The 26,249-nt window shown below is 63.7% G+C and carries 26 protein-coding genes; 8 read left to right on the top strand and 18 right to left on the bottom strand.

The genetic code is table 11. The features are described 5' to 3' along the window. Positions 1–53 precede the first annotated feature (53 nt). Complete coding sequence (locus tag B7E02_RS13740) at positions 54–1,355, top strand: AI-2E family transporter (RefSeq protein ID WP_425429812.1); 1,302 nt, start codon at positions 54–56, stop codon at positions 1,353–1,355. Here B7E02_RS13740 and B7E02_RS14965 read toward each other — a convergent pair. The 17 genes from B7E02_RS14965 to B7E02_RS13825 form a co-directional block, all read right to left on the bottom strand. Then, the gene (locus B7E02_RS14965; RefSeq protein ID WP_425429775.1) at positions 1,352–1,933 is read right to left on the bottom strand and encodes an IS5 family transposase; all 582 of its coding nucleotides are present in this window, start codon (positions 1,931–1,933) and stop codon (positions 1,352–1,354) included. The two genes, B7E02_RS13740 and B7E02_RS14965, sit on opposite strands and share 4 nt — an antisense overlap. Continuing rightward, positions 1,851–2,246, bottom strand: a complete 396-nt coding sequence (locus B7E02_RS14535) for a transposase (RefSeq protein WP_080796814.1) — start codon at positions 2,244–2,246, stop codon at positions 1,851–1,853. Before B7E02_RS14535 ends, B7E02_RS14965 begins: the two co-directional genes overlap by 83 nt. A 137-nt stretch (positions 2,247–2,383) precedes the next feature. Then, positions 2,384–3,718: a GntP family transporter gene (locus tag B7E02_RS13755; RefSeq protein ID WP_080796815.1), complete on the bottom strand. Its 1,335-nt coding sequence runs from the start codon at positions 3,716–3,718 to the stop codon at positions 2,384–2,386. After that, positions 3,715–4,611 carry an NAD(P)-dependent oxidoreductase gene (locus tag B7E02_RS13760; protein WP_080796816.1) on the bottom strand — a complete coding sequence of 299 codons (897 nt, stop codon included), beginning with the start codon at positions 4,609–4,611 and terminating at the stop codon, positions 3,715–3,717. Before B7E02_RS13760 ends, B7E02_RS13755 begins: the two co-directional genes overlap by 4 nt. A 14-nt stretch (positions 4,612–4,625) precedes the next feature. Then, positions 4,626–6,065, bottom strand: a complete 1,440-nt coding sequence (locus tag B7E02_RS13765) for a four-carbon acid sugar kinase family protein (protein WP_080796817.1) — start codon at positions 6,063–6,065, stop codon at positions 4,626–4,628. A 164-nt stretch (positions 6,066–6,229) separates the two neighbouring features. Continuing rightward, a complete protein-coding gene (locus B7E02_RS13770) occupies positions 6,230–6,922 on the bottom strand; it encodes a FadR/GntR family transcriptional regulator (RefSeq protein WP_080796818.1) in 693 nt (230 codons plus the stop codon). Positions 6,923–7,029: 107 nt separating this feature from the next. Continuing rightward, positions 7,030–7,782 (bottom strand): IclR family transcriptional regulator, encoded by a 753-nt coding sequence (locus tag B7E02_RS13775; protein WP_080796819.1) that lies wholly within the window; start codon positions 7,780–7,782, stop codon positions 7,030–7,032. Further along, entirely contained in the window at positions 7,775–8,590 is an 816-nt protein-coding gene (locus B7E02_RS13780; RefSeq protein WP_080796820.1) for an IclR family transcriptional regulator, read from the bottom strand. The genes B7E02_RS13775 and B7E02_RS13780 overlap by 8 nt, the downstream gene beginning before the upstream one ends. A 55-nt stretch (positions 8,591–8,645) precedes the next feature. Next, a complete protein-coding gene (locus B7E02_RS13785) occupies positions 8,646–9,626 on the bottom strand; it encodes a transketolase family protein (protein ID WP_080796821.1) in 981 nt (326 codons plus the stop codon). After that, complete coding sequence (locus tag B7E02_RS13790; RefSeq protein WP_245802283.1) at positions 9,623–10,525, bottom strand: transketolase; 903 nt, start codon at positions 10,523–10,525, stop codon at positions 9,623–9,625. The genes B7E02_RS13785 and B7E02_RS13790 overlap by 4 nt, the downstream gene beginning before the upstream one ends. A gap of 191 nt (positions 10,526–10,716) precedes the next feature. After that, on the bottom strand, positions 10,717–11,691 hold the full coding sequence (locus B7E02_RS13795) for a sulfite exporter TauE/SafE family protein (RefSeq protein ID WP_080796823.1): 975 nt from the start codon (positions 11,689–11,691) through the stop codon (positions 10,717–10,719). An 18-nt stretch (positions 11,692–11,709) separates the two neighbouring features. Continuing rightward, positions 11,710–12,435 carry a sirohydrochlorin chelatase gene (locus tag B7E02_RS13800; RefSeq protein ID WP_080796824.1) on the bottom strand — a complete coding sequence of 242 codons (726 nt, stop codon included), beginning with the start codon at positions 12,433–12,435 and terminating at the stop codon, positions 11,710–11,712. A gap of 7 nt (positions 12,436–12,442) precedes the next feature. Beyond that, positions 12,443–13,744, bottom strand: coding sequence for a sulfate adenylyltransferase subunit 1 (locus tag B7E02_RS13805; protein ID WP_080796825.1), 1,302 nt, complete (start codon positions 13,742–13,744; stop codon positions 12,443–12,445). Beyond that, the gene (gene cysD / locus B7E02_RS13810; RefSeq protein ID WP_080796826.1) at positions 13,744–14,658 is read right to left on the bottom strand and encodes a sulfate adenylyltransferase subunit CysD; all 915 of its coding nucleotides are present in this window, start codon (positions 14,656–14,658) and stop codon (positions 13,744–13,746) included. Before cysD ends, B7E02_RS13805 begins: the two co-directional genes overlap by 1 nt. After that, complete coding sequence (locus B7E02_RS13815; protein WP_080796827.1) at positions 14,655–15,434, bottom strand: phosphoadenylyl-sulfate reductase; 780 nt, start codon at positions 15,432–15,434, stop codon at positions 14,655–14,657. The genes cysD and B7E02_RS13815 overlap by 4 nt, the downstream gene beginning before the upstream one ends. Further along, positions 15,431–15,688, bottom strand: coding sequence for a hypothetical protein (locus tag B7E02_RS13820; RefSeq protein ID WP_080796828.1), 258 nt, complete (start codon positions 15,686–15,688; stop codon positions 15,431–15,433). Before B7E02_RS13820 ends, B7E02_RS13815 begins: the two co-directional genes overlap by 4 nt. Continuing rightward, positions 15,685–17,385, bottom strand: coding sequence for a nitrite/sulfite reductase (locus tag B7E02_RS13825; protein ID WP_080796829.1), 1,701 nt, complete (start codon positions 17,383–17,385; stop codon positions 15,685–15,687). The genes B7E02_RS13820 and B7E02_RS13825 overlap by 4 nt, the downstream gene beginning before the upstream one ends. A 334-nt stretch (positions 17,386–17,719) precedes the next feature. On the opposite strand from B7E02_RS13825, the gene B7E02_RS13830 reads away from it, so the two are divergent. The 3 genes from B7E02_RS13830 (at position 17,720) to uraH (ending at position 20,103) form a co-directional block, all read left to right on the top strand. Continuing rightward, positions 17,720–19,102: an FAD-dependent oxidoreductase gene (locus B7E02_RS13830; protein ID WP_080796830.1), complete on the top strand. Its 1,383-nt coding sequence runs from the start codon at positions 17,720–17,722 to the stop codon at positions 19,100–19,102. A 129-nt stretch (positions 19,103–19,231) separates the two neighbouring features. Next, positions 19,232–19,774: a 2-oxo-4-hydroxy-4-carboxy-5-ureidoimidazoline decarboxylase gene (locus B7E02_RS13835; RefSeq protein ID WP_179129737.1), complete on the top strand. Its 543-nt coding sequence runs from the start codon at positions 19,232–19,234 to the stop codon at positions 19,772–19,774. Next, positions 19,771–20,103 (top strand): hydroxyisourate hydrolase, encoded by a 333-nt coding sequence (uraH, locus tag B7E02_RS13840; protein ID WP_080796832.1) that lies wholly within the window; start codon positions 19,771–19,773, stop codon positions 20,101–20,103. The genes B7E02_RS13835 and uraH overlap by 4 nt, the downstream gene beginning before the upstream one ends. A gap of 1 nt (position 20,104) precedes the next feature. On the opposite strand, the gene B7E02_RS13845 is transcribed toward uraH, so the two are convergent. After that, on the bottom strand, positions 20,105–21,640 hold the full coding sequence (locus tag B7E02_RS13845) for a SidA/IucD/PvdA family monooxygenase (protein ID WP_080796833.1): 1,536 nt from the start codon (positions 21,638–21,640) through the stop codon (positions 20,105–20,107). Between the two features lie 191 nt (positions 21,641–21,831). On the opposite strand from B7E02_RS13845, the gene allB reads away from it, so the two are divergent. From allB to B7E02_RS14970, 4 genes are all read left to right on the top strand, one after another. Then, positions 21,832–23,244 (top strand): allantoinase AllB, encoded by a 1,413-nt coding sequence (gene allB / locus B7E02_RS13850; RefSeq protein WP_080796834.1) that lies wholly within the window; start codon positions 21,832–21,834, stop codon positions 23,242–23,244. Between the two features lie 145 nt (positions 23,245–23,389). Next, positions 23,390–24,850, top strand: coding sequence for a nucleobase:cation symporter-2 family protein (locus tag B7E02_RS13855; RefSeq protein WP_080796835.1), 1,461 nt, complete (start codon positions 23,390–23,392; stop codon positions 24,848–24,850). A gap of 48 nt (positions 24,851–24,898) precedes the next feature. Further along, positions 24,899–26,134, top strand: a complete 1,236-nt coding sequence (locus B7E02_RS13860; RefSeq protein ID WP_080796836.1) for an NCS1 family nucleobase:cation symporter-1 — start codon at positions 24,899–24,901, stop codon at positions 26,132–26,134. Further along, the coding region (locus B7E02_RS14970) for a transposase (RefSeq protein ID WP_143336670.1) at positions 26,092–26,249 on the top strand (158 nt) is incomplete at its 3' end. The genes B7E02_RS13860 and B7E02_RS14970, both read left to right, overlap by 43 nt.

Raw genomic sequence — 26,249 nt, forward strand, 5'->3', positions numbered from 1 at the left:
CATCCGAAGCGGCCGGTACCGGCGCCACCCCGGACAGTGACATCTCCGATACCCTGCTCAATGCCGTCGAGGGAAACCGGGAGATCTCCCCGGCCCTTACGGATCCGGGAGAGGATGAACTCATCCCGGCGAAGAGTCCGGTCTCCCCGGGTGACGGGGTCACCGACCGTGGAGTCATCCTCGGCCGTGACGGGCGCTGGCTCTCCGGCTGGGCGCTCCGCTTCATCGTCCTGGTGATCGCCGGTTTCATCGCACTGCGCATGCTCGGCTACATTTGGACCGGACTGCTGCCGGTCCTGCTTGCACTGCTGGTGTCCACGGTGCTCTGGCCCCCAGTGAAGTGGATGCGGGCGCACGGAGTCCCCGCGGCACTCGCCGCCCTCCTGACGATTGTCGGTTTCTTCGCGATCATCGGCGGTATCTTCACTGCGATGGCACCCAGCGTGGCATCGCAGACGGAGGAGCTGGTTGACCAGGCGACCGAGGGGTTGAACTCCCTAAGCGACTGGATCCAGGGCCCCCCGCTGAACATCGATGTGGGTCAGTTCGATCAGGCGATCAACGACATCACCTCCTTGCTGCAGGATCAGTCCACCACCATCGCCTCGGGTGTCTTCAGCGGACTGTCCACCGCCTCCTCGGTGGTGGTCACACTTGTCGTGATGCTCGTCCTGACCTTCTTCTTCCTCAAGGACGGGACGAAGTTCCTGCCCTGGATGCGGAAGTTCACCGGGGAGAACGCGGGGTGGCACCTGACCGAGGTGCTCACCCGCACCTGGAATACCCTGGCCGGGTTCATCCGCGCGCAGGCGATCGTTTCACTCGTGGACGCGGTGTTCATCGGACTCGGCCTGCTCGTGCTGGGGGTTCCGATGGCACTCGCACTTGCGGTGATCACCTTCTTCGCCGGCTTCATCCCTATCATCGGTGCCTTCACCGCCGGGGCCCTGGCGGTGGTCATCGCGCTGGTGACCAACGGAATCACCAACGCGCTGCTCGTCCTCGCGCTGATCATCCTGGTCCAGCAGATCGAGGGCAATGTCCTCTCCCCGTTCCTCCAGTCCAAGGCGATGAACCTGCACGCGGCCATCGTCCTACTGTCTGTCACCGTCGGCGGTACCCTGTTCAACATCATCGGTGCCTTTCTTGCGGTGCCCGTCGCGGCGACGATCGCGGTGTGGATCCGCTACCACTCCGAGATGGTCGCGCTGCGCGCCGGCGAGATCACGATCGACGATATCGAGATAGCCACCGCGAAGGGCGCACCGACCAGCATCAACAGCCAGGAGGCCTTTGCCTCGGTGCGCAAGAGACTGGCCCAGATCGGACGGCGCAGGCCGGGTTCAAAGCACTAGGGCGTGTTTGATAAATGGTTCAGCCAGGCGACCATCGCTCTACACATCACCCCAGACCGGAACACCACACATAATTTGTCGTAGCGAGTAGCTATACCTCGCCAGTTCTTGAACTCACAGAACCGACGTTCCACCACGTTACGACCCCTATAGGAAGTCGCGTCGAACTTCGGAGGCCGGCCACCCTTCGAGCCTTTCCGCTGTCTGTTCCGGATCCGGTCATCAGGCTCCGGGATGGTCACCTTGACCCGGTGTTTCCGGCACCAAGAGCGCACTTCCCGCGAGGAATACGCCTTGTCACCGCGTAGTTCATCCGGCCGGGTACGCGGCCGACCGATCGGCCGAGGAACCCACAGGCCCTCCAATAAGGGAACCGCCTGCGGGTTGTCACCGGCGTGACCAGGGCCGATCAAGATCACCAGGGGCAGGCCCTGCCCATCGACTAGGGCATGGGTCTTGGTTGATAGCCCACCCCGGGAGCGTCCGAAACCGTGGTCAGGCCGCTCGGTCAGCCGATTGTTGTAATTCGACAAAGCCCCCTGTGTGGCGGGTGATATTCGTAGCGTGCTGATGGGCACGACTGATCGTCGAGTCGATGCTGACCGACCAATCCACCAGGCCTTGGTGGTCGGCTGCGGCAATCAGGGGGGTCACGATCTCATCGAAGGTGCCGTCTTTGGCCATACGGTTGTGCCAGTGGTAGACGGTCTGCCAGGATCCGAAGCATTCCGGCAGGTCACGCCAGGGAATACCGCAGCGGATCCGGTAGATGATGCCTTCGAGCATGAGTCGGGGGTCGGAGAAGGGGCGACCCTTTTTGCCGGTGCGATGGGGCAGCTTATCGGAGATCAGGGCCCATTGGTCATCGGTGAGAAGTTGGAAGCGCGACACGGGATCTATGGTCCCATGCCACGCTACCCTCAATTATCAGACACGCCCTAGGCCCCATCCGGATATGAAAGAAGCCGTGGTCCGAGCACTGAACATTCAGGCTCGGGCCACGGCTTGATCCGCTTATGGAAGCTGTGTCAGATCACCGCGTACACACCCCAGCTGAGAATGAACCCGACCAGCGAGAACACCGTGGACAGCAGTGTCCAGGTCTGCAGGCCCTGCTTGACCGTCAACCCCTGGTATCTGGTGACGATCCAGAAGCCGGAGTCGTTGACGTGCGAGAGGCCCAGCGAGCCGAACCCGATGACCAGTGCGATGAGCGCGGCGTGGACCCCGTCGATGCCGGCATCGACGATCGGGGTGGCCAGCAGACCGGCCGTGGTCAGCATCGACACCGTCGCCGAGCCCTGGGAGGCGCGAAGCGCCAGCGCCATCAGATAGGCGGTGAGGATCAGAGGCATGTTCGTGTCCACCAGAAGGTCGGAGAGCACCTGGCCGATACCTGATTTCACCAGCACGCCGGCGAAGGCACCGCCGGCACCGGTGACGAAGATGACGATCGCCACGGCGGGCAGCGCTGAATCGATCAGCGATGATCCCCTGGACAGCGACCACCCCTGCTGGCGGCCGATCACAATCCATGCAATGATCACCGCGGTGAGCAGGGCGACCGGGGCGGCGCCGACGAATGCGATGATCTCGTGGGCCGTGGACCCCTCGACGGTGACCAGGGACCCCGCTGTTCCCACGAGTATCTGGACGATCGGAAGCAGAATCACTCCGATCACGGTCCATGCGGAGGGCGGATTCGTCACCGCCTCGGGGGTCTCGGTTGCCGGGGAGTCGCCGAGCACCATCCGGTCGACGTTGAACAGCTTGGCCGCGAAGTAGCCGATGACAACGGTGATCGCCGCCAGGGGCAGGCCGCTCGCGAGCATGGTGCCGATTTCCGCACCGACGATCTCGGCGGCGGCAACGGGTCCGGGGTGCGGGGGCAGGGTCACGTGGACGGTGAGCAGCGTCCCGGCGACCGGCAGCCCGATCTTCAGGGGGTTGATGCCCGCCGTTCGCGCGAAGCCGAAGACGATCGGCGCCAGAATGATGAACCCGACATCGAAGAACACCGGGATGCCGAGAATGAAGGCGGCGGCGACAATGGCCGCGACCACATGCCTGGCACTGAGTTTTCCGGTGAAGTACCGGGCAAGTGCGTCCGCGCCACCGGATGCCTCGATGATCCGCCCCAGCATCGCCCCCAGGCCGACAACGACCGTGACAGATCCGAGCGTGTTCCCGATGCCACCGGTGACGACGCCGACAGATTCCGACAGCGGGATGCCGGAGAGGACCGCGGTGGCCAGTGCCACGACGAGCAGGGCGACGAATGCGGGGACCCTGAGCCAGATGACCATGACCAGCAGCAGCACCACGGCCGCCAGCCCCAGCCCGAGGAGAGCGAGACCTGTCATCCCTCAAGCCTTTCCGGTGCGATGACGCGGATGATGGAGGAATCGTCCTGCGCACCCATGCCGCGAACCAGACCGGCGAGGTATTCCTGTTCGGCCGCCGCCGCCAGGGGTACCCCGATGCCCGCCCTGCGCGCGGCATCTGTCACGATTCCCATGTCTTTGACAAAAATGTCGAGGCGGCTTTTGACTTCCACCGGCTCGTCTCCGTAGGCCCCGAGCATCCTCTCGCCACGGTCGCCGAGCATGAACGACGCAGCGGCACCGCCCATCAGTGCCTCGAGCGCCGTCTTCTCATCCAGGCCGAGTCGGTTGGCCAGCGCGAGGGCCTCCCCGGCCGCGGCGATGTGGATTCCGCACAGCAGCTGGTTGACGGTCTTCATCGCCTGGCCCTTGCCGGCTTCCGCTCCCACCCTGACCAGGGTCGATGACATCGCCTCGAGCACCGGCAGCGCCGATTGGTAGGCGGCGTCGTCCGCCCCTACGGTGACCAGCAGGTCGCCGAGACCCGCACGCACCGGGCCGCCGGAGACGGGGGCGTCGACAAGGTGGATCGAGCGTTCACGCAGCAGTGGCAGCACCGAGGCAATCGCCTCGATCCCCACGGTCGAGGTGACCATGACCGTCGAACCTGGTCGCATCACCTCGGCGATGCCCCGCTCGCCGAAGAGTGCGTCCTCCAGCTGCGCCTGGTTGCGCACCGCGAGCAGCACCAGGTCCGCGCCTGTCGACGCCTCCCTGACATCGGTGTGGACGTCGATTCCGGCTTCCCGGCCGAGCGCGAGACGCTCGGCGGAGATGTCGACACCGCGGACGGTGAACTCCGCAGCGAGATGCCCGGCCATGGGCAGGCCCATGGCACCGAGGCCGACGACGGTGACGGTTGTTGTGTTCATGATGGGACTCCTTGTTACTGTGCTCGGGAAAGGGTGGACACGACATCAACGAGTGAGCGGTCATTGCCGACGTTGCCTGCGAAGACGATGTAGGGAACGCCCGCGGCGGGGCCGTCGTCAAGCCTCCACATCGAGATGATGCCCGGCTGCATCGGACCGACGACGGTGGCACGCGTCATCTCCAGGCCGCGCGAAGCCACATCGGAGGAGGTGATTCCCCCCTTGGCGATGACAAATCGCGGCGTGACCGCATAGACGGTGATGTTGACAATGTGGATGAGGGCCGCCGACACCGACCTGGCTATGGACAGCGATTCCTCGGCGTCAGCGCCCGTGACCAGCTCACGAGAGGTGTGGAGAACCACGTTTCCCCTCTGGAGCTCGGCGATGACGCATCCGGCCAGTTCATCGAGGTACCCCGCACTCCCCTCGGAGAGGACCCGGCGCACATCCAGCTCGATCACGCGGGCACCCCCGGCTTCCATAAGCGCGCCGAGCTGCCGGGTGGTGGTGGGCACATGTGAACCGACCACGATCAAACCACCGAGCGTATCGACGGCGGCCGTGCACGCCCTGCCGACGGCGGCCGCGTCCAGCGGCCTGGGCACCTCCTGGCCGATCCGGGCGCGCATGAAGGGCGGTCCGACGCGGTAGATGAAGTGGGCCCCCGCCGATTCCGCCTCGATGATGCCCAGTGACAGCTGCCGGAGATCGTTCTCGGTGACCGCGTCAGCGACGATGGGCTGGCGATGATCCGCCCTGAGCAGCACTTCGGCGATCCTTTTCGCACCGGACCGGATGGTATCGAGGGTCAGTCGGATGACGTCTCCTGCGGCGATCCTCCCGCCGGTCTTCTCCTCCACCCACGCGCCGAGATCACTGCTGGTGTAGCCGAAGGTGGCGTCGTCCGCGAACTCGGATTCGCCGACCAGGATGAAATCCCCCGTACCGTCGCCGGCGTAGTGCACGCCACCGATGGTGATCCGACCGGCGTCCCCGAAGGCCGGAACAATGATGATTCCGTTGACTCCCTCGCCATGGGCTTCGACGCGGTCCGCCAGGGTATCCGGCTCCAGGGGGAAATGGCCCCGGAGCGTGGAGTCGCTGCGCGAGACGAAGGTTACCCTGAGGTTGTTCTCCCTGGCCACAGCCAGTGCGGCGTCGGCGACGTCGATGTTAATCCGCTCCGCGTCCGCGGCGGAGAGGGATCGCGAGTTGGTCATCACGTAGATCGCGGGCGAGCCCTGGGCGAGGGCCCACTCCAGATCTCGTTTCTCCCAACGGGTGAGCACGGGCAGACCGGCGATGGACTGGGTTCCGGTGGGATCATCGTCAAGAACGACGAACACGGGTTCGGCCGGATTGGCGTCCGCGGCGGCGCGAACCGTGGCGGCCCCCACCTGCGCCTCCGGGGGGTAGTCGCGGAGAAGCTCCGCAAGGTCAAAAGTCTTCATTCTCCACTTCCTAAAGTCATTAGACCTCTGAGGTCTTAGGACATGAATCTAGGCGTTGTGGGACATAAAGTGAAATTTATGTGATGAGCATAACAATCCGAGGGAAGAACTGGACGTCGTCATGGACCTCCATCCCCGGGTCGCCGTCGGAGTGTCACGGGTCCCTATTCCAGATGGGCGGCGATATCCTCACTGGTCTGATCCATATGCGCACGCATGGCGTTCTTCGCCCCCTCCTCATCGCGGGCCTCAATCGCAGCGAGTATCTCCCTGTGATGCCAGCTCGCGTGCTCGCGGATCTCCGGAATAGAACTGGTGAGTTCACGGGAGGCGACGAGCGCATCGTTGAGCGGCTGCATAATCGCGGTCAGGAAGGGATTCCTGGTGGCCAGGAAAATCTGGTGATGGAAAGCCATGTCGGAGTCCCTGCAGGTGGAGGCGTCACCCACGGCTGAGGCGGCATCATAGATCTGCACCTGCCTGTGCATCTCCGCAATGTCCGCGCTTGTGGCGCGACGCGCGGCGTGCCCGCAGGAGCCGACCTCGATCATCCGGCGGATCTCCACCAGATGATCCCCGACCTCCTTCTCACTCATGTCGCGGGAGACCATGCAAACCAGTGTCTCCACACTGCGCCACTGCTCCCGCGGAAGAAGAAAGGTTCCGCGACCGTGACGGACATCGACGATCCCTCGGTCGGAGAGGATCCGGATCACCTCACGCATCGTCGGACGGGATACATCAAGATAGGCGGCAAGATCCGCCTCTGCGGGAAGCGGGGTTCCCACCGTGAATTCACCGGCGGCGATACCATCGAGCATACGGTCGATCCCCTGAGACACCAGATCCCTGCGCATGGCTCTCCTCCCTGACGGTTCTCGCGTCTACAGCATAACCGGAGCACCGGATACGCCACCACTGACCATGCGCTGACACCGGCCACGCCACCCCTCCCTTCAGACGTTCAGGGCAGCACCGACCGCACCATCTCGCCCGCCCTGCCCAACGCATCGATGATGCGCGCCCGATGGGGCACCACGCTGCGCCGCACCCCCGACACCGACAGCGCCACCCTCGACTCCCCATGCCTGACAGAGAAGGCCACGCCGAAGGCCGCGACACCTCGCGAGACATCCTCATCCGAGGAGCCGTACCCCTCGCGTCCCACCCGCGCCACCCTGCGGAGCAGCTCATCGGCGGTGGTGGCCGTGTTGGCCGACAGCTGCGGAAAGGGCGCGGCCTGCAGTACCGCGTCCACCTCATCGGGGAAGGCGCCCAGCAGTGCGAGGGATGCCGCCCCGGCGTGGCTTGGAAGTGTCATTCCGGGACGCAGGATCGGCAGCCCGATGGCACCCCCCTGCCGCCAATCGAGGCAGATCGTGGCCCCATTTCTGCGGAGGCACAGATAGCTCGTGACACCCGTCTCGTCCCTGAGGAGATCGAGGGCCGGTGCTGCCGCCCTGACCTCAGGAATCGATCGCTGTGCGCGGGCCCCGAACCGCAGCATCCTGGTGCCGAGCCCCACCGAGCCATCGGGTTGACGCACCAGGAACCCGGTGGCGGTCATCGATTCAACGATGCGGTAGATGGCGGACCGCGGAATCCCGGTCCATCCCGACAGCTCCGTGTAGGTGAGATTTCCATGTTCGGCCACGGCGTCCAGGACCGCGTCGATGTTGCGGAGCACCGGGCTCGGGGAGGATTGATGGTCAGGCATCGGCGCACGGCCCGCCCGCGGGCCAGTCCCCGCCCCACCCCAGCGCCCACGATGCCGTGGCGGCACCGGACCGCACCGAGGCCCTCACCTCCTCCGCCCGTTCCCGCAGGAGCTCCCTTCGACCACTGACAGAAATCGCGGCCATGATGTCTCCGCGGTGATCGAACACCGCCCCGGCACAGGCGGCGATACCCGGGGTGACATCCTCGTCCGACCATGCGGTCCCGGTCATCCTCACCTCATCGATGCGGTCCAGCAACCGCCTCTTCTCATCCGCATCGCCCCCCAGGCGGCCGACCAGTTCGGCCCGTTCAGTATCCGGTGCGTATGCGAGCAGCACCAAAGGTGCCCCGCCCCGCCCGAGCGGAAGCGAATCCCCCAGGCGCAGTACCAGTGAGCGCACGGCGGTCCCCTCCATCCTGTCGATACAGACTGCGTTCCCACCGGACCGCACGCAGAGAAAGGTCGTCTCACCGGTGGCCTCATGCAGTCCAGCCAACGCCGGTGCCACAACGCTGCGGATGTCGAGATGCCACATCACCGCGGAGGCCAGCCGGATGAAGGTCACGCCGAGGCGGTATCGCCCACGGATATGGCTTTTCTCCACCCAGCCGAGCGAGGTGAGACTGCCGAGGAGACGGTAAACACTGCTCTTCGGCTCTCCGATGCACTCGGCGATCTCGGCCACGGTGGGCTCACCGCGCTCCCCCATCGCCTCCAACGCCTGGTCCGCCTTGATGAATATGCTCAACCCGGCGCCGGAGTCGGGGGATCCGACGGCACGGGGAGGCGAGAGAAAGTCCGGCACATGGCTCCTGTCCACATCCAACGCTGTTTGATAGAAAGTGTAGCCACGGTGGCGGTCAGCGGTTCAACTGCCGCTGCGCCACGGCAACCAGGCCATCCGCATCGAGTTCGTAGTGCCGGTACAGGTGGGTAGGTGGCGCAATGAGACTGTACTCATCGCGGATCCCGTGCCGGTGGAGCCGGGCCCTGGCGGGGTTCTCCGCCATCACCTCGGCCACCGCGGCTCCGAGGCCACCAATGATGTTGTGCTCCTCCGCGGTCACGATCACCCCGGTGCGCGCTGATACCTCGCGAATCAGGGCCTCATCGATCGGCTTGATCGTCGGCATGTCGATCACCCCTGCGGAGACCCCGGCTTCCCCCAGCATGCGTGCCGCCTCGAGGGAGGGATGCACCAGCGATCCGCAGGAGATGAAGGTTATATCCGTGCCCCTGCCGTGCTCGATCCCCCGTCCGAACTCGAACCCCTCATCCCCGGAGTAGATCGTCTCGTCGCGTCCGCGGCCGATCCGGAAATAGATCGGCTCGGGCCAGTCGATCGATGCCCTGATGGCTGCGCGCAGCTGGGGACCGTCGGAGGGGGAGACCACTGTGAGACCGGCGAGCGCCCGCATCGTTGAAATGTCCTCTGTGGCGTGGTGACTGGTGCCGTAGAAGCCCAGCGAGATCCCGGTGTGATGGCCGATGAGACGCACCGGGAGACCGGTGTAGGCCACGTCCATCCGGATCTGTTCACAGCAGAGCAGTCCGAGGAAGGAGGCGAAGGTGGCCACGAAGGGCTTGAGTCCCGCCGAGGCCATGCCCGCCGCCGCAGAAACCATGTGCTGCTCCGAGATGCCGAACTGAATGAAACGTTCAGGGTGGTGCCTTTCAAAGAGCGACAGTCCATTGGAGTACTTCAGGTCCGCGGTGGCCGCCACGACGGGATGGCCCTCGTCGACCAGGTCCATCAGCCCGAGCGAGAGATGATCCAGTCCCGGATTCAGCGCATTCAGCGCCCTGTACTGCCATGATCCCGATTCAAGTGTTGTGCTCATGCGTTTCCGCGTCCCCTCTTGATCTCTTCAATTGCCCGTTCACCGTCGCGTGGTGTGAGATAACCGAGGTGCCATCCCGGTTCCTCCTCCATATAGGACACGCCCCTGCCCTTGACCGTCTTCGCAATGATGCACACGGGAATTCCGTCACTGTCCTTGTCGCGTGCCCGCACCAGGGCGTCATGTACGGCGAGGACATCATGACCGTCGACGGTGACCACCTCCCAGCCGAAGGCACGCCATTTCTCGGCGACGGGTTCAACACCCATGACCTCATCGACCTGCCCGTCGAGCTGGTAGCCGTTTCTGTCGACGATCGCGATGACCCTGTCAAGACGGTGATGTGCCGCGGAGAGCGCTGCCTCCCACACCTGTCCCTCCTGGAGCTCACCGTCGCCGATCATCGCGAACACCGTGTAGTTCCTGCCCGTCATCCGCCCGGCAAGGGCCATGCCTATCCCGTTGGAGAGTGCGTGGCCGATCGATCCGGAGCTGAAGTCGATGCCTGGAATCCTCTTCATGTCAGGATGGTCACCGAAGGCGCTGCCAAGCCTGGCGTAGGTGTCGAGCTCGGAAGGCTCGAAATACCCGAGGTCCGCGAGCACCGGGTACATGCCGACCGCGGCGTGCCCCTTCCCGATCACAAAACGGTCCCGATCCGGATTCTGAGGGTCCCCGGGCGTGAGGTTCATGACCGAGTAGTACAGCGCGGCGAGGATCTCCGCCGCGGAGAACACCGAACTGTAGTGTCCCGTCTTTGCGATCTCTATCAGCCTGACCGTCTCCGTGCGGATGAACTCGGCCTTGGATCGGAGGAGGGATTCCAGGTCCCCCCTGCTCAACGGGCTCTGCATCTGTGTCCCGGTTCCACGTTCAGGTCGCTGTTGTCTATCTTCCATCACTTTCCCTTCACCTGTGGTGCCGGTCCCGTCCCGTGGGTGGGTGGATCCGGCACTCCACACCATGAGCACAAATTATCATAATATGAAACCCAGGTCTTTAAATTGATAATTAACCGGGGTAATACGATGACCGCACGCTGCGGGCGAAAGCGTCCCCTGCAGCGTGCGGTTATGGAAGCGGACCGGCCTCAGCCGTGAACGGGTTGTGACGGCCCCGTGGAGGCCGGGCGGGGAGTACCGTCATCAACGCCGGTGGCGGGGCCGAACTGATCGTCGAGCTGAACCCGTGCCTCCTCGAGCGCCAGATTCGCACGGTAGCGGCGGAAACCGAGATAGGTCAGTCCAATGCCGATGATGATGATCACCGCCTGTACCGGCGCCGCCGGAAGATCCAGGCCGACGGCCGCGAGCGCCTTCGGCAGGTTCAGGGCGACGATCAGGGTACCCACCATTCCACCCAGCACGGTGGCGTTGATCCTCGAGATCATCCAGGCCCCAATGGGGGCGGCGATAGCACCACCGATGAGCAGAGCCAGTACGGCTGCGAGGTTGGACACCAGATCCTGCCACAGACCGACGACGAAGCCGAGGGTCGCGGCCAGGGCGACGAGAAACTCCGCCGTGTTGACGGTTCCGACAACCTTACGGGGTTCGGTTCTCTCCAGGGACAGCAGCGTTGAGGTGGTCACCGGACCCCAGCCACCACCACCCGAGGCGTCGATAAAGCCTCCGACGAGGCCGAGTCCGCCGAGGAAACCGGTGGAGTGGGGCCGTTCGCTGTAACTGCGCCGCACCCGCCCACGGCTAAATCTCCATACCAGGTTGATGCCGATGGCGGCCAGGATCGCCGAGGTCACCGGCGCCGCCGCCTCCATCGACAGATTCGACAGGAAGGTCGCACCCGCAAAGGCTCCGAGAGCACCGGGCACCCCCAGACGCAGGACCACTCCCCAGTCCACATTGCCGAACTTCCAGTGGCTGATGCCGGAGACGAGCGTCGTTCCCACCTCCGCGGTGTGCACGACGGCCGATGCCTGAGCCGGGCCGAGACCCGCAAGCAGAATCAGAATGGTGGTAGAGGTGACACCGAAACCCATGCCGAGGCCGCCGTCGACAAGCTGGGCCGCGAGCCCCGCGATAGCGATGAAGATGAGTGTCAACATTTTCGAGTTCCTTGCGCTTTAGATTTGGGCGAGCAGGCCACTGAGCGCAGCCCGGTACCGGGCCACCACAAGCGGCGTCAACGCCGTGGTCAGCGGACTGGAGTGGGTGATGGTGCACCCGGTGGCCGCGGAGATGTTCCGTGAATTCTCCACGACCCGGTCAAGCAGAAGTCCCTCGGTGACGAACAGGGGCAACAGGTGCAGACGTCTGTGGCCCGCGGCGACCTCCATGACCCCGGCTCCGCCCGAACCCGGCCCGCCTGTGGCAGGAACAACCTCGACACCGTGCCCTGAGGCGCGCGCCACCGTGTCCGCGAGGTCCACCACCGCTTCATTGGCCTCCACATGGGAACTGCCGACCGAATAGAGCACCACATGGGCTTCGGGATGGGCGTCGCGTTCGAGAACCGCCACAAGCAGATCCGCCACATCCGATCCCGTACCGAGATGCGGCCCGACGAGAAGCTCCACGCCGTGATTGTTCTGGGCATCGCGCACCGCGGCCGGCACATCGACCTTGTTATGGAAGGCGTTGGTAAACAGCAGGGGCACAAGTGCCGCCCTGTTCACACCGAGCGCGGCGAGATCCTCCACCACCGCGTCCAGCGACGGCTCCGAGAGATCCAGGTGGGCCTCAACCGCCATGACACCGAGAACCTCACCCGCTGAGTTGGTCAGGTTGGTAATACCTGCTGCAGCGGAGGGCTTGCGGGAGCCGTGCGAAAGTGTGATCAGGGGAATCATGGTTGTCCTAGATGACCCAGTTGTTTCGCAGACGGTGACCCGCCAGGCCGGCGGCGAGGGTGTCCCCGCTGCTCTGGTCGATCAGCAGGAAGGAGCCCACGGCACCGCGCGCCGCGTAATCCTCGACCGGAAGCTCCGAGGCGACGTCGATGCGCACATGCGCGATGTCATTGAGCCCGAAGGATGCGGGCGCCTCATCATCATTGATGCCGTCGATGTCCAGAAGGCGGTCGATGGCGCCGATTCGTCCGCGCTCCAGGCGGGTGCCGTACCGCACCTTGACCGGCGCACCCGGCTTGAGTGACCTGTCGGAGAGCCCAACGACGGTGGCCTTGAAGCTGCGCACCTCCTCGGGACGGTCCTCACCGGCGATGAGATCGCCGCGGATGAGGTCGATCTCCTGCGCCAGCCGCAGGACAACCGCGTCGCCGGCGTGGGCCGACCTCAGTGGACCATCAGCGGAGTCAATGCCGGTGATCTCGGTTGTCCTTCCCTCGGGCAGGTGGACGGTATCACCCACGGTGACTGAACCTGCCGAAACCGTACCCGCATAGCCACGGTAGTCCGTGGAGTGCTCCCGGATGACATACTGGATGGGGAAACGGAATCCCAGCTCGTGTGCACGCCCCCTGGTGACCTCGACAGTCTCCAGAATATCGAGCACGGTGGGGCCGGTGTACCAGTCCATGTTGGTCGAGCGTTCCACGACATTGTCGCCGAGCAGGGCGGAGATCGGAACCACGCGGGCGTCGGTGACCCCGAGTGCGGCCGCGAGGGCGGTGAACTCTTTTTCTATGGAACGGAACACCGTCTCGTCGAAGTCCACAAGGTCGATCTTGTTCACCCCGAGCACGACGGTTTTCACCCCGAGCAGCGCCGCCACCGAGAGATGCCTGCGTGTCTGCTCCACGACGCCGTAGCGGGCGTCGACAAGCAGCACGACGACCTGTGAGGTGGATACACCGGTGACGGTGTTGCGGGTGTACTGCACGTGACCGGGGGTGTCCGCCAGAATGAACGTGCGCTTGTCCGTGGCGAAGTAGCGGTAGGCGACGTCAATGGTGATGCCCTGTTCACGCTCGGCGCGAAGTCCGTCGACGAGCAGTGACAGGTCGAGTCCGTTGAATCCGCGGTCGGCGGAGGTGCGCTCCACCGATGCGAGCTGGTCGGCGAGGACCGACTTGGTGTCGTGCAGCAGCCGGCCGACGAAGGTGGACTTGCCGTCGTCGACGGATCCTGCGGTGCACAGCCGCAGCGTCTCACGTTCGGCGATCTTTCGCGATGCCTTCTCTAAACTGGGGGCGGTCATCAGAAGTAACCTTCCTTCTTGCGGTCTTCCATGGCGGATTCACTGAGTCGGTCATCGGCGCGGGTCGCGCCACGTTCGGTGAGGGTCGAGGTGGCGATCTCCTCGATCACATCATCGATGGTGCGTGCCTCGGAGAGGACCGCACCGGTGCAGGACATGTCGCCGACGGTGCGGTAGCGCACGGTCCTGGTGACAATCTCCTCGCCCTTCCTCGGACCACCCCATTCGCCGGGGGTCAGCCACATGCCATCGCGCTCGAACACCTCGCGCTGGTGGGAGAAGTAGATCGGGGGGAGTTCGATGCCGCGGGCGCCGATGTACTCCCAGATATCGGCCTCCGTCCAGTTGGAGATCGGGAAAACGCGGATGTTCTCGCCGGGGAGATGCCCGCCGTTGTAGAGATTCCACAGTTCGGGGCGCTGACGGCGCGGATCCCACCCTCCGAAGGAGTCACGGACGGAGAAGACGCGTTCCTTGGCACGCGCGCGCTCCTCATCGCGACGGGCGCCGCCGAGAACCGCGTCGTACCCCTGTTCGGCGATGGTCTCCACCAGGGGCACCGTCTGCAGCGGATTGCGGGTGCCGTCCGGGCGTTCCTGGAGATCGCCGCGGTCAATCCAATCCTGGACCCGGGCCACCCGGAGGCGGGCACCGGTACGCTCAACCAGGCTGTCGCGGAACTCCAGGACCTCGGGGAAATTGTGTCCGGTGTCCACGTGCATCAGCTCGAAGGGGACCCCGGCGGGGGCGAAGGCACGCCGGGCCAGCTCGAAGACCACCACGGAGTCCTTGCCGCCGGAGAAGAGCAGTCCGATCTTGTCAAACTGTCCCGCGACCTCGCGCAGGATGTGGATGGATTCGTTCTCCAGGTCCTTGAGGTGTGGGGAGAGCTCGTTGTTAATCGCAGTGGTCATGAGTGAAGTCCGCATTCTGTCTTGGCGTTGCCGGCCCAGCGGCCGGCCCGGGGATCCTGCCCCTCGGCGACCGGCAGGGTGCATGTCTCGCAGCCGATGGAGGGGTATCCCTGATGGGTCAGAGGATGTTCAATGAGGTGGTTGTCTTCGATGAAGTCCGTAGTGTCCTCCAGCGACCAGGTGATGATCGGGGAGATCTTCAACCGACCGGTGGCATCGAGGCTCAGGCTCGGAGCCTGCGCGCGGGTGGGTCCGTCCGCACGGCGCAGACCGGTGACCCATCCGGCGTAGGGACTCAGCGAGACCGCCAGCGGCTCCACCTTGCGCATGCGGCAGCACGCGGTGGGGTTGGAGCGGTAGAGGTTGGGTCCGTAAACGTGGTCCTGATCCCTGCGGGAGAGCAGAGGCAGGGCTGTGACCAGATTCTGCGGGTAACGCTGATCCACCTCACGGGCGACCTCGAGGGTCTCCGCGAAGTGGTAGCCGGTATCCAGGAAGAGGAAATCCGCATCGGGAAGGTGTCGCGCGGACAGCTCGGCGAGAACTGTGTTCTCCATGCTCAGGGTGACCGCGATCCGACCCTGGACGTGCTCCGCCGCCCACGTCAGGATGGTCGTGGCATCGGCCTCATAGAGCTCGTCGGCGTACTTGTCGACGAGTGCGGCGTTGTGTTCGGCCACCTCCGCGGGCAGCGCAGCGGTGCTGCGCGGGCCCTCCGGGGAAATCTCGGGGTCCTCCAGTGGACCCGGGTTGGACAGGGTGTTGAGCAGATTCATTGACGCTCACCTCCGGGTAGTGCGTGGCCGTGCCTGGCCAGGGATTTCTGTAGCGCCTCCGAGGTGGAAACACTGGGTGCGGGCCGGTGGACGGGATCGTCCTGGCCGTGGTACTTGACCTCGAAGACGCGGGTGCAGTCGGCGCACAGCCAGGCGAACTCGGTCTCCTCATCGGGAAAGAGCACCTCACCGGCGCAGTAGGGGCAGTACAGCGGGTGATTGCGGTTCGGATTGGGTTTTCTGCGCAGGCTCATTGGAGATCCTCCTCCGCGGCGCGCTGCACCCAGTCGCGGAAGTACTCATCGGGCTCGCGCTGCTCCTTGAACTTCGTGACTACCCGCACCACATAGTCACCGACCTCATCGGCGATGACCTTGTGACCCTTGAGCTTGCGCCCGAAGTTGGGGTCGAGGTTCATCGAGCCTCCAAGGTGCACCTGGAAACCCTCAACCCGGTTACCATCGGCATCGGTGACGGTCTGACCTTTGAGACCGATATCCGACACCTGCGTGCGGGCGCAGGAGTTCGGGCATCCGTTGAGGGCGATCTTCAGGGGCACGTCCAGGTCCCCGAGACGCTCCTCCAGGTCGTCGACAAGCTCGATTGCGCGGGCCTTGGTGGTCACGTGGGCGAGCTTGCAGAACTCGAGACCGGTGCAGGAGATGATGCCGCGTCGGAACTCCGAGGGTGTGGAGTACAGCCCGACCTCGTCCAGTTCGCGGGCGAGCTCTCCGAGCTGGTCCCGCTCAACGTCAAGAAAGAGCAGTTCCTTTTCCGCGGTGGTGCGGATCCTGGTGATGCCGTGCTTCTCGGCCACATCTGCGATGGCGATCAACTGCTCGCCCGTGGTGTGCCCGACCGTCGGCTTGACGCCGAGATAGAACCTGCCGTCTCGCTGCGGATGGATCCCGATGTGGTCGCGGTATCCAGGGTTGGTCTCGATGGCGGGTCCGTCGATCAGCTTGCGCCCCAGGTACTCCGTCTCCAGCACCTGGCGGAACTTCTCGATTCCCCACTGCGCCACCAGGAACTTCAAACGTGCGCGGTTGCGCAGGCGGCGGAAACCGTAGTCTCTGAAGATGCCGGCCACGGCGGCCCAGACCTCGGGCACCTCATCAATGGGGATCCATGCACCGAGTGGCTGTGCGAGCATCGGGTTGGTGGACAGGCCACCGCCGACGAAGCACTCGAAGCCCGCCCCGTGCTCGGGGTGAACCGAGGCGACGAAGGAGATGTCCTGGATCTCATGGGTGACATCCTGGCGGGGGTTGCCGGTGATGGCCGACTTGAACTTGCGGGGCAGGTTGGTGAACTCCTCCGCGGCGAGGTAACGGGACTTGATCTCCTCAATCGCGGGTGTGGCGTCGATGATCTCATCGGCCGCCACACCCGCCACCGGGGAGCCCAGGATCACGCGCGGAACGTCGCCGCAGCCGTACATGGTGGACAGGCCGACGCTCTCGAGCTTCTCCCAGATGGTGGGAACATCCTCGATGCGGATCCAGTGGAGCTGGATGTTCTGCCTGTCGGTGAAATCAGCGGTGGAACGGGCGTAATCGCGGGAGATCTCACCCACCGCACGCAGTTTCGCCGGATCCGCCTGACCGCCGTCGAAGCGCACACGCATCATGAAGAACTCATCCTGGAGTTCGGAATTCTCCAGCTGCCCCGTCAACTCCCCACCGAGGTCCTGGCGACGCTGGGTGTAGATTCCCAGCCACTTGAACCGTGGTGCAATGTCCTCCGGGGCGATGGAGGAGAAACCCTTCTTCGAATAGACGTCAATGACACGTTGACGGACCTCGAAGGCCGGCTCCTCCTGCTTGATCCGCTCATCGCCGTTGAGCGGATCCCTGCCGTCGATCTTCCACTGGCCCTCGGGCTTCGGCTTACGCGCTGCGCGGGCCGGGCGCTCCGGCTTTCCAGCCTCGGTGGTCGTTGTTGCTGCCATGGATGGTCGTTGCTCCTGAGAACGATAGTGGTACCTAGTTAGTCAAAGAACTTAGACGTACCACTCTGTCTATACCAAGGATTAGATTCAGATTTTTGTGACCCATCTGGCATTCACCCTCAGAATTCAAGCTCCGACCTGGGAAGATTAGGTTACATTCACCCTGAATTTAATAGACTGTGCAGTCTAGCCATACCGGTGACCGTGAATATAATTAGAGAGAATAATTTACCTGTTCTTCAGCTGCTGATAGCTTTACAGACCAAGCGGTCTACACCACTGTCTGGTCACGGACCCCTCCATAAGCACAATCTGGCACGAAAGGTAGAAGCAGATGACCACTCCCCCGCGCCCGCTGCGCGTCGCCGTCATCGGCGCCGGTCCCGCAGGGATCTACGCATCCGATCTCCTCATCCGCAATGAGGAGGTTGAGGTCTTCGTGGATCTCTTCGAGCAGATGCCGGCACCCTTCGGGCTCATCCGCTACGGCGTCGCACCGGATCATCCGCGTATCAAGGGGATCGTGAAATCGCTGCACAACGTCCTGGATAAGCCTCATCTGCGACTCCTTGGCAATGTCACCGTAGGCCGCGATGTCACGGTCGAGGAACTGCGCGAGTACTACGACGCGGTGGTCTTCTCCACCGGAGCTGTCGCCGATCGCGAGCTGAACATACCGGGAATCGACGCATCCGGCTCCTACGGGGCCGCCGATTTCGTCGGCTTCTACGACGGCAACCCGCGCTTCGAGCGCTCCTGGGACCTCTCCGCCCGGTCCGTCGCCGTGATCGGCGTTGGCAATGTCGGCCTGGATGTCGCCCGGATCCTGGCGAAGACCGGAGACGAGCTCAGGGTGACCGAGATTCCGGACAATGTCTATGAGTCGCTGTCCCGGAACAGGGCAACCGAGGTCCACGTGTTCGGACGCCGCGGCCCGGCGCAGGTGAAGTTCACGCCACAGGAACTCAAGGAGCTGGACCACTCCCCCACCATCAATGTCGTGGTCGACCCGGCCGATATCGATTACGACGCCGCCTCGGAGGAGGCGCGCCGCGCCTCCAAATCCCAGGATCTGGTCTGCCAGATCCTGGAGCAGTATGCGATCCGTGAGGCCAAGGAGGCACCCCACACCCTGCAGATCCATCTTTTTGAAAACCCCGTCGAGGTACTGCACAGGGACGGCAGCGTGGTGGGTTTGCGCACCGAGCGCACCGAGCTCGACGGACGGGGAGGTGTGCGGAGCACCGGGAAATTCACCGACTGGCCGGTCCAGGCCGTCTACCGCGCCGTCGGATACAGGTCGGACGCGGTCGCCGGGGTCCCCTTCGATTTCGAACGCAATGTCATTCCCAACGACGGTGGCCATGTGCTCGACAACGCGGGCGTCGAACGCATCCCGGGACTCTACGCCACGGGCTGGATCAAGCGCGGCCCGGTGGGCCTGATCGGCAATACCAAATCCGACGCCAAGGAAACCACGGATATGCTCATATCCGATGCGGTCAACGGAGCACTCGAGGTTCCCACCTTCACCGACCCGGAGGCGATCACCGAGCTTCTCGACGCCCGCGGGGTCCCCTTCACCACCTGGGAGGGGTGGCACCGCCTCGACTCGGCCGAGCGTGCACTCGGCGAGGCCGAGGGGCGGGAGCGCAAGAAGATCGTGGACTGGGAGGAAATGGTCAGGCACGCCCGCGAAGTGCCGGTGTGCATCTAGCAATCGGGGCTCCCCGGGAAGCCGAGGGTTCAGATGCATCGGGTCGCGGCGCTCGATCTTGCGGCAGTCGAGGCTGTAACCTATCGTTCTACAGGTATCAGATACGACCATGCCCACCGGGAGGAACCATTGACCGACGCCATCCCACGACCCCCGACGGGATACAGTCTGGATGAATTCAATTCCGCCGACCCCGTCAAACTTATCCCCGAGCTCGCCGAACTGTTCGGCAGCCCTGAGCTGGGCGCGGCAGTGGCGGGGCAGCGGCCCTTCGACCACGTCGAGGAGGTCTGCGCCTGTGCCTCATCCGCCCTGTCGGCGATGTCGGACGAGCTTGTTCTCGCCGCGGTCGATTCCCATCCACCGATCGGTGGAGCGGTGACGGCGGGCAGCCGCTCCGAGTCTGAGCAGTCCACTGCGACGGCATCCGGATCAGAGGGTGAACGTTCCGCCATGGCCGACATCATCGCCCTGAACGACAAATACTCGGACACCTTCGGTCACGTCTTTCTCATCCGTGCGGCCGGGCTGTCCGCAACTGGAATTCTCACCGCGCTGCGTGCCAGGCTGGAGAACTCCCCGGACAGGGAACTGGAGGTGACCCGGCGCGAACTCGCAGGGATCAATGAGCTCCGCCTGCGGAGCCTGATCCGGCAGAAGGATGGGAAATGAAACTGTCCACCCACGCACTCGACACCGCGAGCGGACGGCCCGCGGTCAATCTGGTGGTCAGCCTGGTCCGCCTGGAGGACGGTCGCCCAGACGGAGACCCCACCGTGGTGGCAACCGATGCCGACGGTCGCCACCGCTTTCCCGACCAGCTGGGCGATGGCATCTGGCGGCTTCGTTTCGAGGTGGGCGAGTACTACCGTACGAAGAACACCGCCACTCTCTATCCCTGGGCCGATGTGGTGTTCCTCGTGGAGGACGCGGGCTCCGATCATCTTCATGTTCCGCTTCTGCTATCCCCCTTCGCTTACTCCACCTACCGCGGAAGCTGAGCTACCGCCCCAGATATCTCGGTTCCCGCGCAAACTGCTGGCTTCCCCCGGAATGCGGTCCCACCTCAGTTATCTCCCGGAACTCAAATTCCCGGAAATCGCTCATGAATGAGGCCCAGTTCTCGCGCGTGATATCGGTGGCGACTCTTCCGGAGAGGCGGTTGAGTCCCGCGAAGATCCCCGAGAGCTGGTTTCCCGCCACCCCGTGGGACAGCCTCGCCCCGGTGGACAGATGGAACAGTCGGGAGACGTACCCTGGCGCCCCGGCGACGGGTTCAAACTGAAATCCGTCTCCGAGATGGGGGTATGCACCGAGTGGATGGTGCTCAGCCGGTTCAAAGGCATCGGACCACAGTTTGATGTCCGGGAGAAAGTGGCGAAGCTCGGGTCGCAGGGACAGATCGACGACATATCCGGTCGCCGAGATGATAAAGTCCGCGACGTGCTCACCGCCCTGCTCGTCGACGATCACGATCTCCTCACCCTGATCTCCCATTCGGGTACGCACGCCCGCCCATTGCGAATTCATTTTCAGCGAGAACCCCGGGTAGTCGAAGGCTCGCCAGATCGAGGCCTGGGTGGGTGGCTGGGGCAGGCCACCGTTGAAACAGGTGAACTCCCACTTCTCAGCGTCACTGAGGTCGAAGAAGTGCTCCTGCATTCCGGGGAACTCCATCCAGCGGAGCGGATTATTGGATGGAACCTCGCCGCGTCGCATGTGCACCTCGACCGTGGCGGCCCCGGCTTCCAGAGCGGTTGAGGCGTTATCAAAGCCCGAGGCTCCACCGCCGATTACGGCGACCCGCCTGCCCCGCAGTGCCTCAAAGTCGATGGCATCCTCGGTGTGCGCCCAGAGATGCCCTGGCAGCCCACGGATCATCTCCGGTACCTGGGGACCGCCTCCACCGTCTAGTCCCAGCGCAAAGACGATTCGCCGGGCGCGGAAGTCCTCCCTGTAAAGCTCCCCGTCGGCGCCGTCAATCTCGGTGCGAACGGTGAAGTTTCCGTCGGCATCCGGAGGCAGAACCTCCGTCACCCTGGTCCGGAAGCTGACATCGGCATCGGTGACCTTGCGGTACCAGGCCAGATAGTCGTTCCAGTCCAGGCGGGGGACAAGGGTGATGTCCTCCCACGCACGGTTCCCGTAACGGGCCTCGACCCACCGTCTGACATGCAGGGAGGGAACATCGAGTTCGATTCCCTTGAGATGCTTCGGACTTCTCAGAGTGTGCATCCGGGCGTACCGCGCCCAGCACCCCACCTCCTCCTCGGGCCCCGCTTCGAGCACCTTGACCCGACCGATCCTTTGACGCTGAAGCGCGAATGCGGTGCCGAGGCCGGCCTGGCCACCCCCGATGACGATGACATTGTAGGCACCGTTCGGGGGATCCGGCACCCAGTCATGGCGATGGCCGATGAGTTCGCGTTCAGCACGCACCTGTTCCTCGAGTTCCTTCAGTGCGCCGTCCTCCGGCGTCGGGGTCACCTGAATCGAAAAGGTACCGGTTGTTGGTGGTTCTTGAGTTCTGAATGTCATGGCGAAACGTCCTTCAGGGTGGTCGCTCAGGGTAATCCGCGCAGTCGGAGGATGATTTACAACATCGCCCGACGCGGTTATTCTATCACCCTATAGGTATTTGGCCCGTTGTCCAGCCCCCACCCACATGGCAAACGTCTCACACCATCCCGATCCGCTTGCCCGAAACACAGAACCCGAGGTCCACCCACATGCCCACCATTTTCCGAACCAGCGATGCCCTCCTGGGATCCGGTCCCGCGGCGACACGGGGGCCGGCAACCATCGTCGTCTCCGACTCCGGGGTGATCGCCGCCATCCTGAATTCCGCGGATGCCGAAGTGACCCCCACGGCGGGGACGGTGGAGGTCACCGTGTCGGAGGGACAGGTGCTCATACCCGGGATCGTCGATACCCACGTGCACACCAACGAGCCAGGAAGGACCGAATGGGAGGGATTCTCAAGCGTCACCCACAGCGCAGCCGCCGGAGGTGTCACCACCATGATCGACATGCCCCTGAATTCGATCCCCTCCACGGTGACCATGGATGCTCTCGAGCTCAAGAAGTCCATCGCCCGCGACAAGATACTTGTCGACGCCGGCTTCTGGGCGGGGGCGGTCCCCGGGAACGTCGGCACCGGCGAGCTCCGACGGCTCTGGAATGAGGGACGCGTCTTCGGATTCAAGTGCTTTCTCATCGATTCAGGTGTCGAGGAATTCGCACCGCTGAACCCCGAGCAGCTCCGCACGGCAATGACGGAGATCGCGGATTTCGACGGACTCCTGATCGTCCACGCGGAGGATCCGGGCCAGATCGAGGCGGCCCACCGGACCCAACACGATCAGGGGGGCGTGGGAACCACCTATTCCAGCTTCGTGGCCACACGACCCGCGGTCGCCGAGAGCGCTGCAATATCGACGGTCATCGAAATCGCCGGGCAGACCGGCTGCCGAGTGCACATCCTGCACCTCTCCGATGCCGGATCGATCGCTCAGATTAAAAGTGCGAAACAGATGGGGGTCAAGATCACCGCGGAGACCTGTCCCCACTACCTGGCCCTGCTGAGCGAGAACATCCCCGACGGCGCCACCCAGTTCAAATGCTGCCCACCGATCAGGTCAGCGGACAACCGTGACGCGCTATGGAAGGGTCTGGCGGAGGGCATCATCGACACAATCGGCTCCGACCATTCGCCATGCACCATCGACCTCAAGCGCCTGGACACCGGATCCTTCGGCGATGCCTGGGGTGGGATCGCATCCATCCAGGTCAGTCTCCCCGTCGTGTGGAGCCAGGCGCATAGAAGGGGGTTCCAGCTCAGCGACGTGCTGCACTGGATGAGTGCCGCCCCCGCGGAGCTGATCGGGCTGCACGATCGCGGAAGCATCGAGGTGGGAAGGCGGGCGGATCTCGTTGCCTTCAGTCCAGAGGAGGCCTTCACCGTTTCCGCCGAGAAGCTCTACCACCGCAACAAGATCAGCGCCTACTCCGGCCAGCACCTGTCGGGGGTCGTGCAGTCGACATGGATCCTGGGAAAACCGGTCTTCCTCAGGACAGCGCACGACGACACCACCGCCCCGGCTTTTCCCGGCGCCCCTGGAAAACTCACGCCCCGACCCTGAACCCCCATAGGGGTAATCTGCCGACTCCTCTTTACGCGTACCGCCCGCAGGGTTTATTCTATCGCTCGACAGATATTTTTCTGTTGCTCAATAGAAAACTTCAACCAGGCAAAACTCGTCAGGTTCGCGACCAAGGAGTAGCGCAATGAGCCCACATCCCACCCCACAACTCTCGCCGACAGACGCCTCCGACGTATCTCCGGTCCATCCCGTCGATCAGCGCCCCCCGGCGTTGAAGCTTTTTCTGCTCGGACTCCAGCACGTACTTGCCATGTACGCCGGCGCGGTCGCCGTCCCGTTGATCGTCGGTGGCGCCATGAATCAGGCCGGGCAGCTGCGTCCGGAGGATCTCGCCCACCTGATCGTCGCCGACCTGTTCATCTGTGGCATCGCCTCCATCATTCAGTCCGTCGGACTCTGGCGATTCGGCGCCCGGCTTCCCCTGGTCCAGGGCGTCTCCTTCGTTGCCGTCGCACCGATGATCAGTATCGGTTCGCAGTACGGAATCACCGCTATCTACGGCTCTGTCATCGTCACCGGCCTGGCGATGATGCTCCTCGCGCCGTTCTTTGCGCAGATCATCAGGTACTTCCCGCCCCTGGTCACAGGAACGATCATCACCACCATCGGATTGTCCCTTACCAGCGTCGCCGCGAACTGGATCCGCAACACCTCCGTACCGGAGTCCGAGCAGGGGGCTCCGATGAACTTCCTCCTCGCCGGATCCACCCTCGTGGTGGTACTCCTGGTCCACCGTTTTGCACCTCCGCAGTGGCGTCCCATGGCGGTGCTCAGCGGAATCATCGGCGGCACGATCCTCGCCCAGGTCCTCGGCCAGACTGACTGGTCTCGGATAGCTACCGCAGAATGGGTCGGGGTGCCCCGTCCATTCCAATTCGGTCTGCCCCAGTTCGAGGTTGCCGCCATCGTCACCATGCTCATCGTCGGACTGGTCATCATGACCGAGACCGCGAGCGATCTGGTTGCCGTGGGACAGATCGTCGACAGGCCCGTGGACAGGCGGGGACTTGCGGACGGACTTCGCGCGGATGGCCTCGCCACCTTCCTCGGAGGAGTGTTCAACACCTTTCCCTATTCCGCCTACGCCCAGAACGTGGGTCTGGTCAGCCTGTCCCGGGTACGAAGCCGGTACATCGTCACCGCGGCCGGCGTGATGCTGGCATTCCTCGGCCTGCTGCCCAAGCTCGGCTCGGTGATCGCATGCATCCCCTCCCCCGTCCTGGGTGGGGCGGGAATCGCTCTGTTCGGAATGGTCACCGTGTCCGGTATCCGCACCCTGAGCACCATAAAGATCGATGAGACCAGGGCCCTGATCATCGCGGTTTCAATCACCGTCGCCCTGCTTCCCTCCGTCTCACCGACGTTGTACGACAACATCCCGGAGGCGATCGGAATGCTCGCCCATAGCGGGATAGCCTCCGGCGCGATATGCGTGATCCTCCTGAACCTCCTCCTCAACAGGAAGAACAATGGACATCTCGCGGATCCGGTTATCGGAAACGGGCACGTTCAACGGGGAGAAACTGCGCGGGACGGCAGGGCCGAACCGGCATCGCTGCCCGATGCGGAACCAGCCCGTCGCTGATAGTTGCACCCTTCCCACCTTCCACTTTCCACCAGCGAGGTATACACCATGAGTATCAGCACAACCCCAGAAGTCAACGCGGTCCATCCCGTCAATGCCGATCCGAACCTGATCAATGATGATGTGGCCCCGCTCAAACACCAACGCTGGGGAAGCTACAACATCTTTGCCTTCTGGATGTCCGATGTCCACTCTGTCGGCGGTTATGTCACCGCCGGCGCGCTCTTCGCTCTCGGTTTGACCGCCTGGCAGGTTCTCGCCGCACTTCTCGTTGGAATCACCATCGTCTATGTGCTGTGCAACCTCATCTCGTTGCCCTCGCAGCAGACCGGCACTCCCTTCGCCGTGGTCTGCCGTGCGGCATTCGGAATCAATGGTGCGAAGGTCCCGGCCATGATCCGCGGTCTGATCGCTGTTGCCTGGTACGGGATCCAGACCTACCTGGCCAGCCATGCGCTCACCATCCTCATTCTCAAACTCTGGCCGCAGGCCGCACCCTACGCGGACAAGGAGCTGCACGGGTTCCTCGGCCTCTCCGTGATCGGCTACGTGGCCTTCTTCACGCTGTGGGTGCTCCAGGCCTTTGTCTTCTGGCGTGGAATGGAGGCGATTCGCAGGTTCATCGATTTCTGCGGGCCGGCCGTCTACCTTGTCATGTTCCTTCTGGCCATCTACCTGGTCAGCCAGGCGGGATGGTCTAATATCAACCTGAACCTGTCCGAGCACCAGCTCAGCGGTGCTGCGGCCTTCGTCGCCTTCTGCGGAGCCGTGGCAACGGTGGTCAGCTACTTCTCCGGCCCCATGCTCAACTTCGGCGACATAGCCCGCTACGGTAAGAGTCAGAAATCGGTGCGCCTGGGCAATCTGCTCGGACTGCCGTTGAACTTCCTTGTCTTTTCGGTCCTGGTCGTAGTCACCGCCTCGGCCACCCTCCCCGTCTATGGAAGGTTGATCACCGATCCGGTGGAAACCATCGCACAGATCGATAACACCTTCGCCATCGCCTTCGGCGCCCTAACGCTGATCATCGCGACCATCGGCATCAACATCGTGGCCAATTTCATCGCCCCGGCCTTCGATTTCTCCACAATCGCTCCCTCAAAGATCTCCTGGAGGGCCGGGGGAATGATCGCTGCGGTCGGTTCGATCCTGGTCACTCCCTGGAACCTCTACAATTCACCGGAGGTCTGGTTCGCCCCGGGTTTAATGGAGGGTAGGAAATTGGAAAAGGAAACCCTTACATGCCCACCAAATACACTGTCGAGCTCAAGCAGCGCGCTGTAGAACTCGTGCTCCACGCTCAAGCTGATCCCGTCACCGCCCGGGGCGCGGTCACCCGCATCGCCGACGAACTCGGCGTGAGCAAGGAAACCCTGCGCGTCTGGGTCCGCACCCACAA

Origin of the sequence: Corynebacterium pacaense (assembly GCF_900169525.1) — a bacterium.
Taxonomy (GTDB): domain Bacteria; phylum Actinomycetota; class Actinomycetes; order Mycobacteriales; family Mycobacteriaceae; genus Corynebacterium; species Corynebacterium pacaense.

Coding starts and splice junctions, on each gene's coding strand:
- B7E02_RS13820 (WP_080796828.1), bottom strand. CDS start 15,688: ATGAGCCTGCGCAGAAAACCCAATCCGAACCGCAATCACCCGCTGTAC.
- B7E02_RS13770 (WP_080796818.1), bottom strand. CDS start 6,922: ATGCGCAGGGATCTGGTGTCTCAGGGGATCGACCGTATGCTCGATGGT.
- B7E02_RS13775 (WP_080796819.1), bottom strand. CDS start 7,782: ATGCCTGACCATCAATCCTCCCCGAGCCCGGTGCTCCGCAACATCGAC.
- B7E02_RS13825 (WP_080796829.1), bottom strand. CDS start 17,385: ATGGCAGCAACAACGACCACCGAGGCTGGAAAGCCGGAGCGCCCGGCC.
- allB (WP_080796834.1), top strand. CDS start 21,832: ATGCCCACCATTTTCCGAACCAGCGATGCCCTCCTGGGATCCGGTCCC.
- B7E02_RS13845 (WP_080796833.1), bottom strand. CDS start 21,640: ATGACATTCAGAACTCAAGAACCACCAACAACCGGTACCTTTTCGATT.
- B7E02_RS13795 (WP_080796823.1), bottom strand. CDS start 11,691: ATGTTGACACTCATCTTCATCGCTATCGCGGGGCTCGCGGCCCAGCTT.
- B7E02_RS13860 (WP_080796836.1), top strand. CDS start 24,899: ATGAGTATCAGCACAACCCCAGAAGTCAACGCGGTCCATCCCGTCAAT.
- B7E02_RS13755 (WP_080796815.1), bottom strand. CDS start 3,718: ATGACAGGTCTCGCTCTCCTCGGGCTGGGGCTGGCGGCCGTGGTGCTG.
- B7E02_RS13790 (WP_245802283.1), bottom strand. CDS start 10,525: ATGGAAGATAGACAACAGCGACCTGAACGTGGAACCGGGACACAGATG.
- B7E02_RS13815 (WP_080796827.1), bottom strand. CDS start 15,434: ATGAATCTGCTCAACACCCTGTCCAACCCGGGTCCACTGGAGGACCCC.
- B7E02_RS13830 (WP_080796830.1), top strand. CDS start 17,720: ATGACCACTCCCCCGCGCCCGCTGCGCGTCGCCGTCATCGGCGCCGGT.
- B7E02_RS13800 (WP_080796824.1), bottom strand. CDS start 12,435: ATGATTCCCCTGATCACACTTTCGCACGGCTCCCGCAAGCCCTCCGCT.
- uraH (WP_080796832.1), top strand. CDS start 19,771: ATGAAACTGTCCACCCACGCACTCGACACCGCGAGCGGACGGCCCGCG.
- B7E02_RS13785 (WP_080796821.1), bottom strand. CDS start 9,626: ATGAGCACAACACTTGAATCGGGATCATGGCAGTACAGGGCGCTGAAT.
- cysD (WP_080796826.1), bottom strand. CDS start 14,658: ATGACCACTGCGATTAACAACGAGCTCTCCCCACACCTCAAGGACCTG.
- B7E02_RS13855 (WP_080796835.1), top strand. CDS start 23,390: ATGAGCCCACATCCCACCCCACAACTCTCGCCGACAGACGCCTCCGAC.
- B7E02_RS13805 (WP_080796825.1), bottom strand. CDS start 13,744: ATGACCGCCCCCAGTTTAGAGAAGGCATCGCGAAAGATCGCCGAACGT.
- B7E02_RS13760 (WP_080796816.1), bottom strand. CDS start 4,611: ATGAACACAACAACCGTCACCGTCGTCGGCCTCGGTGCCATGGGCCTG.
- B7E02_RS13765 (WP_080796817.1), bottom strand. CDS start 6,065: ATGAAGACTTTTGACCTTGCGGAGCTTCTCCGCGACTACCCCCCGGAG.